Origin of the sequence: Paenibacillus sp. 203, assembly GCF_037027525.1 — a bacterium.
GTDB lineage: Bacteria > Bacillota > Bacilli > Paenibacillales > Paenibacillaceae > Paenibacillus > Paenibacillus polymyxa_B.
In genome coordinates this window covers 38,257-51,328 of sequence record NZ_JAXCHD010000009.1, presented here as the reverse complement: position 1 = coordinate 51,328, position 13,072 = coordinate 38,257, and the positions used below count along the sequence as shown (strand labels likewise).

12 protein-coding genes are annotated in these 13,072 nt (G+C 46.9%); 4 read left to right on the top strand and 8 right to left on the bottom strand.

Annotated elements, in window-relative coordinates; translation table 11 throughout:
- Window positions 1–201: 201 nt before the first annotated feature.
- Window positions 202–1,137: a sugar-binding transcriptional regulator gene (locus WA407_RS20005; protein WP_023990386.1), complete on the bottom strand. Its 936-nt coding sequence runs from the start codon at window positions 1,135–1,137 to the stop codon at window positions 202–204.
- Window positions 1,138–1,412: 275 nt separating this feature from the next.
- On the opposite strand from WA407_RS20005, the gene WA407_RS20000 reads away from it, so the two are divergent.
- Complete coding sequence (locus tag WA407_RS20000) at window positions 1,413–1,826, top strand: chemotaxis protein CheW (protein WP_336078222.1); 414 nt, start codon at window positions 1,413–1,415, stop codon at window positions 1,824–1,826.
- 60 nt (window positions 1,827–1,886) lie between these two features.
- Here WA407_RS20000 and WA407_RS19995 read toward each other — a convergent pair whose 3' ends face one another.
- From WA407_RS19995 to WA407_RS19970, 6 genes are all read right to left on the bottom strand, one after another.
- A complete protein-coding gene (locus tag WA407_RS19995) occupies window positions 1,887–3,008 on the bottom strand; it encodes a slipin family protein (protein WP_336078221.1) in 1,122 nt (373 codons plus the stop codon).
- Window positions 3,009–3,355: 347 nt separating this feature from the next.
- Window positions 3,356–3,493, bottom strand: a complete 138-nt coding sequence (locus WA407_RS19990; protein ID WP_336078220.1) for a hypothetical protein — start codon at window positions 3,491–3,493, stop codon at window positions 3,356–3,358.
- Between the two features lie 346 nt (window positions 3,494–3,839).
- A complete protein-coding gene (locus WA407_RS19985) occupies window positions 3,840–6,761 on the bottom strand; it encodes a glycosyl hydrolase (protein ID WP_336078219.1) in 2,922 nt (973 codons plus the stop codon).
- Between the two features lie 581 nt (window positions 6,762–7,342).
- Window positions 7,343–8,443: a bifunctional diaminohydroxyphosphoribosylaminopyrimidine deaminase/5-amino-6-(5-phosphoribosylamino)uracil reductase RibD gene (ribD, locus tag WA407_RS19980; RefSeq protein ID WP_336078218.1), complete on the bottom strand. Its 1,101-nt coding sequence runs from the start codon at window positions 8,441–8,443 to the stop codon at window positions 7,343–7,345.
- Window positions 8,440–9,204: a GTP cyclohydrolase II gene (locus tag WA407_RS19975; RefSeq protein ID WP_336078217.1), complete on the bottom strand. Its 765-nt coding sequence runs from the start codon at window positions 9,202–9,204 to the stop codon at window positions 8,440–8,442. Before WA407_RS19975 ends, ribD begins: the two co-directional genes overlap by 4 nt.
- A gap of 81 nt (window positions 9,205–9,285) precedes the next feature.
- Window positions 9,286–10,383 carry an FAD-dependent monooxygenase gene (locus WA407_RS19970; RefSeq protein ID WP_235306388.1) on the bottom strand — a complete coding sequence of 366 codons (1,098 nt, stop codon included), beginning with the start codon at window positions 10,381–10,383 and terminating at the stop codon, window positions 9,286–9,288.
- 251 nt (window positions 10,384–10,634) lie between these two features.
- On the opposite strand from WA407_RS19970, the gene WA407_RS19965 reads away from it, so the two are divergent.
- Window positions 10,635–10,970 (top strand): winged helix-turn-helix transcriptional regulator, encoded by a 336-nt coding sequence (locus WA407_RS19965; protein ID WP_023990392.1) that lies wholly within the window; start codon window positions 10,635–10,637, stop codon window positions 10,968–10,970.
- Between the two features lie 133 nt (window positions 10,971–11,103).
- Here the strand turns inward: WA407_RS19965 and WA407_RS19960 are convergent, their stop codons facing one another.
- A complete protein-coding gene (locus WA407_RS19960) occupies window positions 11,104–11,496 on the bottom strand; it encodes a winged helix-turn-helix transcriptional regulator (RefSeq protein WP_039273904.1) in 393 nt (130 codons plus the stop codon).
- 149 nt (window positions 11,497–11,645) lie between these two features.
- Between WA407_RS19960 and WA407_RS19955 the strand changes: the two genes are divergently transcribed.
- Entirely contained in the window at window positions 11,646–12,164 is a 519-nt protein-coding gene (locus tag WA407_RS19955; protein ID WP_336078216.1) for a DJ-1/PfpI family protein, read from the top strand.
- Between the two features lie 196 nt (window positions 12,165–12,360).
- The gene (locus tag WA407_RS19950; protein WP_336078215.1) at window positions 12,361–13,062 is read left to right on the top strand and encodes a YoaK family protein; all 702 of its coding nucleotides are present in this window, start codon (window positions 12,361–12,363) and stop codon (window positions 13,060–13,062) included.
- Window positions 13,063–13,072: the final 10 nt, after the last annotated feature.

Below are 13,072 nucleotides of genomic sequence, written 5' to 3'. Positions count from 1 at the left end.
AGCTCCTTTATTAGATAAATAGTGTGAAGACAAAAGTCATTTATTTCTCTGTGATGAGACCATCATAGCACGGCTTTGAACATATGTAAAACACATTTTGAAATTATGTTCAAGCTTGTGCACAAGTCGTCACCTACATATCATATTACCCTGTAGGGACGTGCCATAACCGTATATTTTGCTGGGTTGAGACGACTTGCTCTATTGTAAAAGTGCTTGAGCCGTAAACTGATCCGTCACCAAAATATTCGCATACTTGCCACGCAGCGATGCCCGAATGGCCTCCACTTTACGCTGGCCTCCAGCGACGAGAATAGACTTCTCCTTCTTTCGCAAATCAGGCAAATCAATCCCGACGGTACGGCTATTGATTTCCTGACTGCATATATTGCCTTCAGCGTCAAAAAAGCGTGAGCAAATATCACCCTTGCCAATTCTTTGCAGTAGCTTCTGCTCTTCCCCGTTAAAATAACCCAATCGGAACAGCAACGCATCCTCCTTGACCGTCCCCACCGTAAACACAGCGATGTTCGCCTGCTTGCCAAGTTCAATAATGCGCTGGATATGCCGATCCTCCTCGACCATTTTCTTAACAGCGTGACTGTCGAAAATCACAGGCAGCGGTAAATACCTTGCTATGGTATGAAAGGCTTCTGCGAACAAATTCACGGTTTCCACGGCATATGTGTTGACATGTGAATGGCTCACGCCTCCTTTGAGCTGAACCACCTCAACACCCTTGACCTGCTTTTGTTGGAGATGAAGCGCCACGGCATGCATTGTTGTTCCCCATGTCACTCCAATAATATCAGCATCCTGTACCGTTTCATGCAAATAATCGGCTGCTTTTTTGCTAATATGCTTCTTAATCTCCTGATATTCATTTAACGGCGAATAACAGACTAACACAGTATCCAGTCCGTACTTCTTTTTCACCTGCTCTCCGAGCGCGTCCATATCCTCCATCGGGTCCACAATACTGATCCGCACGTATCCCTGTTCCTTGGCAGCCTGAAGTAACCGCGATACCGTAGGACGCGAAACCCCGAGTCTGACCGCGATATCTTGCTGACTGTAGTCGTTTAGATAGTATAATCTGGCTGCCTCGATACTTAATCGCTGCTTTTCATGATCCATTCTACCTCAACCCGCTTATCTTAAAATGTAGTGCCATCGGACACAGCTTTAGTCCCCAACATTATATATGAAGGGAAACTTGAAGCCACGCCTTGGCCGTATGGTTGTTATTTTGGAAGATTTAACTGCTCGTTTGTGATATTCTGTGATTAACTACAACTACTTTACCGCATCCTCAACTTTATCGTTCCATCTGTCAAAACGCAATAGTTAACCCATTTTACCGCTCATTCACAATCTGTGATGGCTTATCTGAATATGTAAGGAGAATTGCTATGTCTGAATTTATTGTGTGCAGTCTGGCGGACAAAAAGTTCGCTTTAAACTTTGTGGAAGTAGAAGAAGTCATGAATGCCAAAAAAGGGACCCCACTTCCCTTTTCCGAAGCGTGGCATGAAGGAATGGTGACTATTCGCGGTGGTGTCTTTACAATCCTTAACTTACGCAAAAAGCTACTTCTTCCTGCATCAAGCGATTCCTCCGAGGACAAAATGATTTTGCTCAGCCGTGCGAAGATTGCTCTGCTTGTCGATCAGGTAGAGGACACAGCTTCTACCGAGGACAGTCAGCTACAAAGCAATGAGGAAGAGTGGCAGCGCGAGTTGTTCCCTACTGTGATGGAGCATCAGGGGACCCTCATTCCGGTGATCGATATGGACGCTTTTCTTGCATCCACCAAGACGAACTAAAACGCAAAATACTCCCGAACCTTGAGCTGGCTTGCACTCATCGTTCGGGAGTATTTTCCGTTATTGGAGTCCCTGCCCCTCTTTCATGTGAACCAGCGTGTTCAGCTGCTCCAGCAACGTATTCCCGCCAGTCAGCGAAATCGTGCCAATCTTCTCGCAGATTTTTTCCATGAATTCCAGTTCTTTAAGACGATAGAGGGTGGCATTCTCGTCCATCAGCTTGGCCGTATTGAGCAGACTACGAGTGGATGCCGTCTCTTCACGTCGTGTGATAAGGTTGGCCTGTGCCTTCTTCTCTGCCAACAGCACGGTATTCAGAATATCCTTGATATCCCCTGGCAAAATAATATCCTTCACCCCTGCTGACGTAAAAGTCACTCCATATTCGCCGCTCTGCTCATTTAGTCGAGTCAAAACATATTCCGCAATCTCCTGCTTCATTTTCAGCAAATCATCCAGCTTCATCGTGCCAACGTACTCACGCAGCAGCAGTTGAAGCATAATGTACATTTGTTCCTCGTATGCTCGGAATTCCAACGCCCGCAACGGGTCGATGATACGGTACTGACAGACAAAGTTGAGGCGCAGCGTGATTTTGTCCTCTGTCATGATTTCCTGTCCCATCAGGTCCAACTGCTGCTGTCGCATATCTATCGTTTTGATCTCTGTATTCACTGTGGACATCCAGAAATAATATTTGCCCGGTTTCAGCTCACCCTGCAACACATGATCGTAATACAAAAAGCCCATTTCATAGCTGGCCACCTGAAGTGCCTTCCAGAAGCCCGGTGTCTTGGACAAGAATGCTTGCCCCAACAATGCCTTATCAATTGCAGGCTGCCGAGTATCTGCACGAACAAAACGATGCTCCTTAAGCATGTTCCAAAAAGCATATTTCCCAGCCGTCAGAAGCCCCACAAACCGATTATCCTCATAATGCAATACATATTCATGGTCCTCTACATCGATGACATTCAATTGTTCAAGCAATAGGGGATCTGCCAAAAACAAACGAATATCATGACCCGGTACAAAAAATGGTTCGGCTACATTCAAAATTTCAACTGCTTCCTGCTGAAATGTCTTTAATAGGTAAGTTCCTGGGTGCAACAACTTGTGGTAGCTTCCTTTTTTGAACAGCAGCCCGCGCTCATCAGATTTAATCGTTATCTTCTTAAACATCGTATCACTCCTAGTATTTAAAATCCTCCACTTAAAAGTATGCTTCTTTCTATGTGTGGCGGCTCCGCGGTCCATTTGATCTTCCGATCGCTGTTGCCACTGAATTTTTAGAATGGATGAACCCGTTATAGGGTAAAAATTCAGTGGCAAAGGCGAACGCTTCGCTTCTTCAGATTCAAATGGTCCGCTCCGCTGCTGCCCGCCTTAAAATCAACACACTTTTAAAAAGAGGATTTTTTATTTTTATTTGTTGTAGTAGGGTTAGTGACCCTTGCAGAGCATCCCTCCGGTGTGGACGGCGGGGCCAAGCTTGAGGAAAAAGGAAGATACCGCCTGTTCCCGTGTTCCTAAGATGGTGTCCAGCAGTCCGACTTCGACTGTGAACTCGCATCTCCCGAAGCTTCGGAGCCTGTCGGCGCTTGCTCTCTCCGGTATCCGCTGGCCGCATAGCCATCGTCCCGGTATCTGTCATCGAGACCAGACATGGGATGCTCTCATCCGGGTCTTTTCACTGTTTTTATTCGATCATTCGAATACTCTACCAGAAGTCGCGTGGAAGGCGATTGGGAATTGAACCCTAATTGTTGATAGATACATCAGATTTACAGGATACCTGACCCAATCAGGGTAGGCACTGCGGGACCTTTGGAAATCCACGCCTCGGTAATATCTTTCTGTATCAGCCTTTATCATTATCGCTCAACCTGGAACTCACGAACATGGTGAAAGTATTACGACCCTATAAAAAAAGACACAGGAGAAGCGTATGTGCTTCCCTTGTGTCTTTCTTTCTATAGTTAACTGTCGCGTTCGTATCTTAGGTCTGATCCACTAGGATGTTTTTTCGAAAACGGGATCAACGCTCGGTAGTGGAAGTTGTGGAACGTCTGTTGTTGTAGAAGAAGTCTGCTGGTGTGTATAGCTGAATGAAGGGGTCTCGTATTGCAATCCCGCCTTTTCATAGGTAAACCAATAGCTGACAGCCTTCCCGATATCGAGGTCTGTAACCCGCTGCTCCCAAACACCGCCGTTGTTTGTCATCCGGTAATTGAGCTGTTGTCCACCCGTTAAAGTATAATGCACGTCAACATAGGCTGAGGCTGTTTTTTTGGGTGTAAATTGAAGCAATGCTTCACGATCGCTGACAAAGCGAGCTCCTACTTTATAATCCTCCGTTTCTCCGCCACCCTCATTACCACCAGATGCTGGCTCTGTCGTTACCTCTACGGAATTGCTTGCTGCAGATAGGTTGCCCGCTGCATCGCGAGCCTTAACGGTAAAGCTGTAAGTGGAAGCTGCACTCAGCCCTGTAATTGAAGCGGAAGTACCGCTTATCTCTGCTGCCTGAGCCCCGTCCTTATAAACGATATAACCCGTAACGCCAACATTGTCTGTAGCTGCATCCCACTCCAGCGTGACTACCGAAGCCGTTTTGGTCGTAGCTCGAACATTCGCCGGGATGGATGGAGCCTCCGTATCAGGTTGCGGATTGCCACCGCCGCTTCCATTTCCGGTATTAAAGCTATTCGGCTGCACAGTAATACTGTGCCCATCTGAGAAGGTTACCGTTTTGACCTGGTTTGTAAAGTTGTAGGCCACATAAGTTTTTACACCGTTTTTATGAAATACAGCATAAATAGGTGAATTAGCGGTGATGCTGCGGTCGATGTTGCCTAAAGCATCCAAATTGTAGATCCAGTGGTAGGCATTCGCCTTGGAATTCCCTGCTTCCGGTGTCATGGCCGCTGCGCGTGCACTGAATTTGGCCTTGGCATCGGACGGGTCCGAGATCGCTCTGTACATATACACAATATCTTCCCACGGACTGAAGTTCCCACCGCTTTTTCGCAGCAGATCGTTATAGTTCTTAGCCGCATACTCCGAATATTGCGTCAGATACAAGGAGGCCGAGGTAATCGGGAGCCAGTTGATACCATGCACCTCTGTGGCATTATTGGTCCACCATGTTGCATTCCCTACCGTTTTACCGCCCCAGATCATGCTTGCCGTCGCGCTTTGCATCCCTGCAGGGGTGTTTGTGCCATGCACATCAAACCAGTATTCGTTAATCGCATTCATTTCCGTTGTGTATAGATAGATGCCGAGATCACGAGTTTGAGTATTTCCCGTCGCCTCGCCCCATAAAATAAGACCGGCCCAAGCATTCATCGCCTCCGAGGAGGATTCATTGTTGTTGCCGTCGCCAAATTTGGCATGGCCGGAAGCCCAAGTGTGCCCGGCATAGGGATCAAAATTACGCAAATACGGAAATTTTGAATCAGACCTGTCGGTATTGGCGATATCGCGAATGAGCAACTGCACCATTTGTCCCCATTGGGAATCGGATGCCCAGCTCTTGTCCACACGTGCAATTTCGGCTGCGGCCTTGATAAAGTAGCCATAATGGAAATGATGGTCATTTAATTCTACCGCACTACCAAAGCTGTCGGGATAACCGATCAATGTCCCCCAATGGTTGTTATACACAAATAGACTGGAGCTTTTCAGATTCCCCGAGCTGTCACTGGCCTTAAACCAGTCCTGCAGCCGGCTTTTGATCTCATTGCGGAACTGGGTCGCTGCTGCGGTATTGCCAGCCTGGTCGGCAATCGGCGCCAGCGCTGCTAGCTTGCCCAGACGTTTTCCAGTCCAGTACGTATCTCTATCGCCGGAGTAGACTTCTGCTTTCGCTTCGTTTATATAATTGTTGAGCGTATTTTTATCGTAGGACCCCAAGTCGGGCAGGGAAGGCAGTACTCCTGTAAATTTCATTTTCGTTTGAAAAGACGCACCCTCTGCTGTTTTCATCAGACCACGTACAGAATTGTACGTATAGCCTAGCAGGGGTTGTGATGAATTCTTCCACTGATGCGGGTATAAGGCAAAAATAGTGCCGCTTTGTGTGCCTTCCTTTGCTGTGGTTGCAACGTTAAAGGTGGTCGTTACCTCGGAAGAGGCTTCGTTATAGCTGTACTGTGCTTTGGAGTTTGTAACGAAAGAATAAGCGTATTGCTGAAACTTGTCCAATGTCGCTTTTGTTTTGTCAGGCAAAGCCGCCACTGTAAAATAGTTTTTCCCGTTCAATTGATTGATCAGAGTACTCGTTCCGAGGCCAGACCAAGTGCTGCCTGAAGGAGCAAACAGACCATAGTGTGAGCCATTAACCGTAATGCCAAGTACAGGAGAACTAGCTGACCCAGACCATACCTCTGGTACCCCATTAAATGAAAGCTTGGGATTGCCACCGCCAAACTCAAAAAAAACATAGGGGGAGCCGTGTCCATAGGTAGCACTCATTTTATTGCTGCCGCTTTGAAATAATGATTTGACAAACCAGTCGCTGAAACCGTCCACCTTGGCATCAGGAAATGAAGCGCTTACAGAATGACCGACGGTAAAATCGTTCACATCATCCATCCAGCCTGCGATGTATCCAGTATTTACCGTAATTTTCCCACTCGGGTTAAAGATGCGTAAACCGTTTTGCTGATTTTTCAAGGCAAGGGGATGTGGATATTGAGCCTCGGAGTACGGTACCCAGGCCAGACTGCTCCACCAGTCATTGGTAGGCATTGGGCTGGTTATATTCGCTGTTTTGTAAATCTCGTTTTGCGGTGTTGCTGCTCCGGTAGGTAGTGTGGTTGAATATGAGCCAGCGCCTTGTGTGACCTCACCCGAAAAGGCTTTAGTAGAAACTGGTGCAGCTAAAAATATCAGACTGGCACTTAACAAGCATAATATCGTTTTTTTCACAACCTACATCCTCCTTTGATTTCTCTAATCCCTTTTACTGCAAGGCTTTTCCCTTCTCTCTTCCAAGTTGAATTCAACTTCATTGTGCTTGATCTCAATTTCCAGGTCAATCCTTTTATTTCTATATTCTAACTAAACGAGGCGAAAGTCTCTAAAAATACATAAGAAACCAGTACGAAAAACCCAAGCATGCGTAATTATGTTATCTCGACTTCACCCCATAAGACATTCACCCTATGAGTTATTCATCCCATTAACCATTCACCCTAATAAACGTTTAGCATATAAAAAAAGAATCCTCCAGGCCTTTTAGCCCTTCAGATTCTCTGTTTTGAATTTATAAGTTTTTGAGTATTTAGTTTCTAATGACCTTCCCATGCTCCGTACCATTTCGAAAAATGAGTGACTTTGCGGTGGGCAGCAGCGGAGCGAGGGGGTTGAATCTGGAGAAGCGGTAGCGTTCGCCTTTGCAGTGGGATTCTTACCTTTTAAATATCTTAATACAATCCGAAGAATCCCACTGCAACAGCGATCGGAAGATCAACCCCTTCGCGGAGCCTCCTTCACTCGAAACAACTCACTCATTTTCCCCGCTCAAAATACCCTTCTATTTTCCAGTCTACGCCCACCTGCGTTACGCTCAAATCCTGCAATGCCACCGCATCGCTCATCGCAGACACGCCCTCTCCCCCGAGAAATCCCGGGGCAGCGCGTCCTCCAACCAGCTTTGGTGCAATGTACAGCACCAGCTTGTCTGCCAGCCCTTGCTGCACGAACGAAGCGTTCACCTCGGCTCCGCCTTCCACGAACACCGATGATACCTCCGCCGCACCCAGAATATCCAGCATTTGCGGCAGGTTCACCCGATCGCTGTTTTCATCCTGTGTCGGATATATCCTCACACCAAGCTGTTCCAACTGGCTTCGCTTGCTTTCATCATAAGTGCGTCCTGTGAATATCCAGGTAGGTGCCTCCCCATCTGTAATGACACGGGCATCCAATGGAATTCGAAGCTTGCTATCCAAAATGATACGAATCGGATTCCGTCCTTCCGGTAGACGAGTCGTAAGCTGAGGATTATCGTGAATCACCGTCTGTACACCGACCAGGATTCCCACATGCTCGTTACGAAGACGATGCACATCCTCCCGTGCAGCCTCAGATGTAATCCACTTGCTTTCCGAGGTCCGGGTCGCAATTTTACCGTCCAGCGTTACTGCCGATTTGATCGTAATAAAAGGACGCTTGCTCACGATATATTGATTGAACACTTCATTCATGCGGATGGATTCCTGCTCACATACTCCGACAATGACCTCAATGCCCGCATCTTTCAAAATCTGTACCCCTCTGCCGGAAACCAGCGGGTTCGGGTCCAGCGCTGCAATCACCACTCGACGAATGCCAGCCTTCACAATCGCTTCCGCGCACGGGCCTGTCCGACCGTGATGGGAACACGGCTCCAGCGTTACGTAAATCGTCGCTCCCTGAGCGTGTTCACCCGCCATACGCAACGCATGAATCTCGGCATGTGGCTCGCCGGGCTTCAGATGAGCGCCGATCCCAACGATACGACCGTTGTTGACAATGACTGATCCGACGAGCGGATTCGGTTCTGTTTGCCCTTTAGCACTTCTGGCATTTTCCAGTGCCAGGCGCATATATTTTTCGTGAGTGGTCATAGAACCTCCCTGAGATCGGAATCCCGCAAATGGCCGGATCGTTCCACTTTTGTATTCAAATACCGTTCATTATATTGCGACACATCGCCCCAGAGCGGCATGCGACCCGCCACATTCATACCCGATTTCTTCAAGGCATCCATTTTTTTAGGATTATTTGTAATCAAAGTTACCGGTTTTTGTCTCAGGTGACGGAGCACACTAATGGCATCCGCATAGTTGCGTGTATCATCTTCAAAACCCAATTGATGATTGGCTTCGACAGTATCCATGCCCTCTTCCTGCAGAATATAAGCCATTGCTTTACTAAACAAACCGATTCCGCGGCCTTCATGGTTAGCCAGATAGAACAATGCACCCGTTCCATGCTCCACGATCATTTTCATGGACTGGTGGAGTTGAAATCCGCAATCACAACGCTTGCTACCAAAAATATCTCCAGTATGACAAATACTATGCATGCGAACTAATGCATTTTCCGACTGTTGAAGATCACCGTACACCAAAACGCTTGACTGTTGTCCCTCTGCCAAATCCAGTGTGGACAATCGCTTCACAATCGTTTCAGCAGTGGCATTCAGTAAATCCTGACGATCTTCCTCATCCCGTACGTGCAACCAGCAGTACCACTGAAAAACAACCGTTTCTCCTTCCAAATTAACTGGCAGCTTGATCGGTCCTACCAAAATCGTCGAAGATTGCTCTCCACGAACGGTTTGAATTTTATCGTTAAGTAGCGTAGCTACATCTTTTTGGTTCATCTCCCTGCACCATCCTTTATATGAGCTCTATATAGAAAATGCCTATTCTTCAAAGGCTAATCGTTATTGTCAGGGTATAAATCATTGAACTATGTGTAAGAAATGTTCATGGAACGTGGATTCCATCGTCAGCTGCCGTTCCTGAAGCTCGGTGACAGCCTGTCGTCGTCCGTCTTCGAACGCCTTTAGGTCTCCTGCGGTATAGCTCTTCTGTCGTAAACGAAGAAGCTCACTAGCTAGCACATCGGCATCCTTCAAAGCTGCATTCAAGCCAAAAGCTCCGGTAGGTGTCATGGTATGCGCCGCATCTCCAATAAGGACCAGTCCGTTCTGCGTCCAGGTGTCACTGCGGCTGCTGAAAATATCCAACGGTACGAAGTCCTTCCATGAACGAATGTGATCATGCACACTATGCTTCAAATCTGGAAAAGCCTCGGTAAACAGTTGTATAAATGGTTCAAAGGATTGCTTAAACAGGGTTGAAAAGCTACCTTCCTCCACATTCCAGCCAATTTGAATATAGCCCTCAGCCTGCGAGAATAAAGCCAACTGCCCTCCGTTGACCCGTGCCAGACGAGTGACAGGCTCCCACCCAGCAGGTGCCGTGATTTTCGCCCATAGCAGATCATAGCCGTGTCGAATGTTCGTCACAGGCATCTGAGCCAGCTTGCGCACAGTCGAATAGCGACCGTCTGCCCCTACAATCAACGAACTGTCAATCGTGATCTCATGACCGTTCTTATTGCGGGCGATCAAGCCGGTATACCCCTGCGTGCTGTTCCCCTCCAACGCAGTCACCGTTGTACCTGCCAGGTAACGGAAAGACTCGTAGATGGACGCCTGCTTGAGCAAAGCCTCCAAAAATCGAGGCTGTGGAATATGAACCCCTACATTACCATTTACTGAACCCGGCTTGACCGTTTTTACCTGCTGCTGGTGCTGCCAATACTCGATTCTTGTGGAGGCGAGAATATAATCCTCATGAATTTGTTCGAGCAGCTTATGCTTTTGGATCACTTCTTGACCCTCATCATTTAAAATTTCACCGCGGAAAGCCTTTCCGGGCAAGCTCTGCCGCTCAACCAATATCGTGGAAACACCCTGCTCCGCCAGTAGACAGGATAACAAAGTCCCTGCGGGTCCTCCCCCAACTACACACACTTCACATTCCAGCTTCATCCGACTTCCCCCTGCGCCCAAACCATAACCACAACGATTCGTTCGTACCTGTTCATTTTATCATTAATCTTATCAAAACAAGTTCAATTTTTAAGTATTCACATAAAAGGCTCCGTATCAAATCCAACAAGTTACTTTATGTAACAAAGTATATTTATATCATTCAATTTCGTCAAGTAATAAATTTATGTAAAGTAAAATCATTTACTTTTAACAGTGAATCGTTAATAATAAGAGCATGAGGTGATCACATGAACATTCCGCAGATGTGCCCACGGTTTGAAAAAGCTATGGAGCTACTGAGTAAGCGTTGGACGGTGTTGATCGTATTTCAACTAACCAATGGTCCGCAACGTTTCGTCGCTATTGAGAATTCAATCCCTAATTTAAGCGGAAAGGTCCTTTCCGACCGTTTGAAAGAGCTGGAGGAAGAAGGGATCATACAACGTATGGTTTATCCTGAGAAGCCTGTACGGATTGAATACTCTCTTACAGATAAGGGACGCGACTTAGCTCCTTTGTTTGACCATATCGGTACTTGGGCTACACGCTGGATTGAGGTTCTACCAGCACTAGAAAAGCAATGATCTATATGGACTACAGCTATTTTTCCTAAACTAACATGATAACCACACACAGACTGCTAACATGCCAAAGAACGCCTTTGCTCTAAGTGCAATTTGTACTCATAGTGCAAGGCGTTCTTCATATAAAGGAACTTTAAACGTTCCCCTCACCGCTGCGTTGCATTTCCTCACGAATGGATTGCACCCGTTTTTTCCCCCAGTCATACATCATCTCCACAATCGGTAAAATCGTCATTCCCAGCTCAGTCATTGAATATTCCACTTTTGGAGGCACTTCGGGATACACTTCCCGATGCACAATACCGTCCTCCATCAACTCCCGCAACTGATTGGTCAGCACTTTATGCGACAGCTTCGGAAACAGCCTTTGCAGGTCACTGAAACGGTGCGCTCCTTCCACACCCAGATGCCATAAAATGACGACCTTCCATTTTCCGCTTAACACTGACAAGGTTAGTTCCTTTTCGCAGTTATAGTCTCCGTTAACGATCTTTTCCCGTATTTCTTCCCTCAGCGTATCGGTCATATATCAACTAACTCCTTCTAAACCATCATGGTCTTGCACTCTAATAGTAACCTGCAGGTAACCTCCGTACTTGAAAGTGCATTCTTCACAGCCTGACGAAGCCACCCTACAATAGTAGATAACGTTACACATTCAAGGAGGAATAAAGTATGAGTAAAAAAGCTCTTTTTATTATACCCCCAGAGCGCTTTAATGAGGATGAATTGTTTAAACCCAAGGAAGCACTGGAGCAAGCAGGTGTTACTGTGACGCTAGCTAGTACAAAAACAGGCGAAATCACGGGGGACTACAACGGTAAAGCGACAGCTGATCTTGTTTTTACAGACGCTGTGCTGGCTGATTATGATGTAGTATCTGTGATCGGCGGATCAGGTACGAATGACCATCTGTGGAATAACGCGGATCTCCAAGCTCTGCTAAAACAAACTCATGAGCAAAAGACTTTATTGGCTGGCATCTGCGCAGGCTCTGTAGCCGTGGCTCAAACCGGACTACTCTCTGGTAGAACGGCTACATGCTATCCAGTGGATGTACAAAAAGATCAGCTCCAATCGCATCAAGCCGAATATGTGGCGCAGCATGTCGTTGTGCATAGCGACATTATTACGGCCGACGGTCCAGATGGCGCACAGGCATTTGGCGAGGCGCTCGTTCAAGCCCTGCGATAAGCACCCTTTAAAGTCCCGTATGGGGACTAAAAACGAGCATCCCCAAAGAAGCCGCATCACGTCCTTTCTATTGTATGGGACCTGATGTGGCTTCTTTGTGTCATTTTCATGCTTAAGTGATTAATTTAATTGTATGGTCCTGGATTTTCGTGTTAGCTTTAAACAATCGACGTTTAGCATAGGAGGCTTATATGCCGTGTTTATGAAAGGTAAAATACATTTACATCAGGTAACGTCCGAATCGTTGCGACTGGGCGCCTTACTATCATTAGTAGGGGGCTTTTTGGACACATATACCTTTGTTGGAAGAGGCGGTGTTTTCGCCAACGCACAGACAGGCAATATCGTGCTGCTGGCTGTCAAAGTCATTCAGGGGCATTGGATTCAGGCGTTATCCTATATCCCACCCCTGATCGCCTTTTCACTGGGCGTTTTTGTTGCTGAAGGGATTAAACGAAAATCAACCCACCGTCTAACTCCGGACTGGACCCGCGCAATTATTTTATTGGAAATTGCAATTTTTTTCATCGTGGGACTGATTCCGCAAGGAGTTCCCAATACGGTAGTGGTGGTGATCGTCTCGTTCGTCGCTTCCGTGCAAATGACTTCCTTCCGCAAGCTCATTGATGTGCCGTACACCTCCACGGTCAGCACCGGTAACCTCCGATCAGCTATCGAGGCTGTGTATGTCGCCATAACGACCAAGGACACGAACGCTGCCATTCGAGCGATGCGTTATGGTGTTATCCTGGCAGCCTTCTTGGTAGGAGCCTTGCTGGGGGGATTTCTAACTTTGACAATTGGGGATAAAGCCGTTTGGGGCGCTGTTGTTGTACTTATTTTTTCTTTTATTTTATTTACAGAAAAGGAAAAGTGGAAGCTTCCCCTACGCCACTAATCCTCCATTA